At 72.3% G+C, this 2,396-nt stretch carries 2 protein-coding genes and 1 pseudogene; 2 read left to right on the top strand and 1 reads right to left on the bottom strand.

All coding sequences use genetic code 11. The features are described 5' to 3' along the window. A pseudogene (locus AB0O00_RS35925) lies at window positions 1-601 on the bottom strand (hypothetical protein); the annotation flags it as partial. 300 nt (window positions 602-901) lie between these two features. On the opposite strand from AB0O00_RS35925, the gene AB0O00_RS35920 reads away from it, so the two are divergent. Both AB0O00_RS35920 and AB0O00_RS35915 read left to right on the top strand, forming a co-directional pair. Then, complete coding sequence (locus AB0O00_RS35920; protein WP_363658903.1) at window positions 902-2,020, top strand: aminotransferase class I/II-fold pyridoxal phosphate-dependent enzyme; 1,119 nt, start codon at window positions 902-904, stop codon at window positions 2,018-2,020. An 80-nt stretch (window positions 2,021-2,100) separates the two neighbouring features. Then, a partial coding sequence (locus AB0O00_RS35915) for a hypothetical protein (RefSeq protein WP_363658902.1) occupies window positions 2,101-2,396 on the top strand: 296 nt, incomplete at its 3' end.

The raw sequence follows: 2,396 nt of genomic DNA, 5'->3' as shown, positions 1-2,396 counted from the left end.
CGGCGCGCACGGTGACGTCCGTGCCCAACTCCCGCAGCACGTCGACGAGATCGGTGACGTCCGGCTTCGGGTACGGGTTGCGCAGGATGCTCACGCCCTCGGCGACGGCCGCCGTGAGGACGGCCATCTTGGTGGCCCCGGAGTAGTGCGGGCCGGTGCGCAGCGTGCGGTCGGCGGTGTGGTCGAGCAGGTCGATCTCGCAGCCCAGCAGCTTGTCGGCGGTGACCTGCAGGCCGCCGCCGGCGAGGACGGCGGCCTGGGCGCCGAAACGTTCCAGCACGCCGACGTACTGCTCGACGGGCCGCTGCCCGCCCGGGTCGTCGCCGATGCGGCAGCCGCCGGTGGCGGCGACCGACGCCCGCCCGAACCGGGACAGCAGCGCGGGCAGGAGGTACACCGAGCCGTGGATCGCCGCCGCGTCGGCGGGCAGTTCGGCGGTGTGCAGACCGTCGGCGTCCACGGCGAGGGAGCCGCCGCTCCGGTCGGCCCGTCCGCCGAGCCGCCGGACGATTTCGGCCAATACTTCGGTCTCGGCGATGTCCGGACAGTTGTCGATTTGTACCGGAGCGTGCGCCGCCAAGGCGGCGGACACCACCGTCACCAGTGAATGTTTGAATCCGGAGACGAGGGTGTCCCCGGCGATTCGGGATATTCCGTCGGCGACCAGTGCGTCGTTATTGCGGACGGATAGCAGAGCCTGCGGTGCGGTCAACTGAAGCACTCCCCCCGTTGGGTCGGCAACGGAGCTTGACATGCGCCCGCAGTGATCGTCAACAGGATCGTGCGTCGTCAACTGGCCACCTATGAACGGGATGTGAATCAGTGTTGCGCGATCCGGAGGCGCGTTGACTTGGATGTGGAGCTGTGCTTGCCTGGGAATCGGACGCCAGCGTCCGGTTGGATGGCCGTGAATGCGGCCGGGCAACTTGGGGGACAATTGACCGTCGTCGACGGTGAAAAGGTCAGGCATACGTTCTTCGACCGGCGGGGGCACGACGCCCGGCTCAATCTGAGCAGCAACGAGCTGGTCCATCCCGCCGCGGAAAGGCTTCTCGACGCGGTCGCCAGGGAGTTCACGCCCGACCTGTTGCGGCAGTATCCGCGCAGTAGGTCCACAATCGACACACTTTCCGCGTACTTGCAGTGCGATTCCGACGAATTGCTCGTCACGCCCGGTTCGGACACCGCGCTGCGCCTGGTCTGCGCCTACTTCGCCCGCCGCACGGCCGGCCGCGGCGAGGTCATCCTGCAGCACCCCAACTACGCGGCGTGGACGGAGACCGCGGCCCTGCTCGGCCTGCCGCTGCGGCCCGTGCCGACCACCGGCCTGGACCTCGACGCGCAGGCCCGCGCGCTGATCGACGCGGCGGCCGGCAGCCGCGGCGCGCTGATCGCCGTCAGCGTGCCCAACGGCCCGATCGGCGGCGTGCTGACCGGTGAACAGCTCGACCGGCTGGCCGAGTCGGCGCGCGAGCGCGGGCACCTGCTGGTGATCGACAGCTGTTACCAGGTCTTCGACGGCCCGCTCACGGCCCAGGTCGCGCGCCGCGGCGGGAACGTGCTGGTGGTCCAGTCGCTCTCCAAGTCGCACGCCCTGGCCGGCGCCCGCGTGGCGGTCCTGTGCGGCGCGACCGGGCTGCTCGCCCAGCTGGCCGCCGTCCCGCTGGAGCACGCGGTGTCGGCGCCGGCCCTGCTCGCCCTCCGGGTGGCCATCGAGCAGCACGACCGCTTCGAGGCGGTCTGGCGCGAGCTGCGCGAGGTGCGCGCGGGCGCGGCGGCCGAGCTGCGGTCCTGGGGCCTGCCCGTCGCCCCGTCCGGCGGCAACTTCCTGTCGCTGCGCCTGCCGTCCGCGGCGGCCGCCGCCCGTACGACCGGCGCCCTGTCCGAGGCGGGCTACCGCGTGCGGGACCTGTCCGACCTCACCGGCCTGGCCGGCTGGCTGCGCTTCACCGTTGCCGACACCGCCACCATCGAGCGGTTCCTGCCGGTGCTGAAGTCCGCCGTCGAACGGGTGGGTTGAGATGAGCGCGCCGAAGACCTCCGACGTCCAGTCGGTTGGCATGTCCGTGCCCGAGGCCCTCGCCGGGCGGGGGCGCTGACATGCCCGTGCTCGCACCCGGCTGGACGGACACCGCCGCCTGCCGTACCACGCCCTACCGCTGGCTCGCCACCGCACCCGGCCGCCTGTACGGCGAGGACACCGCGGCCGAACTCGCCGCCACCTTCCCGCAGGACGACTACGTGCGCCTCGACGCCACCGGCGCCGGCCGCGACAAGACCTACCGCAACTACTCCCGCCCGCTGCTCGGCCCCGGCCGCGGGATCCCGGACGGCCTGCCCGCGCTCAGGCGCGACCTGGTCGCCGACCTGGCCGGCGAGCCCTACCGCCCCCCGGG

The sequence above is a fragment of the Kitasatospora sp. NPDC093558 genome, from assembly GCF_040683475.1.
Classification (GTDB): domain Bacteria; phylum Actinomycetota; class Actinomycetes; order Streptomycetales; family Streptomycetaceae; genus Kitasatospora.
The sequence above is the reverse complement of the archived record's forward strand: the minus strand, read 5'-3'. Positions and strand labels throughout refer to the sequence as shown.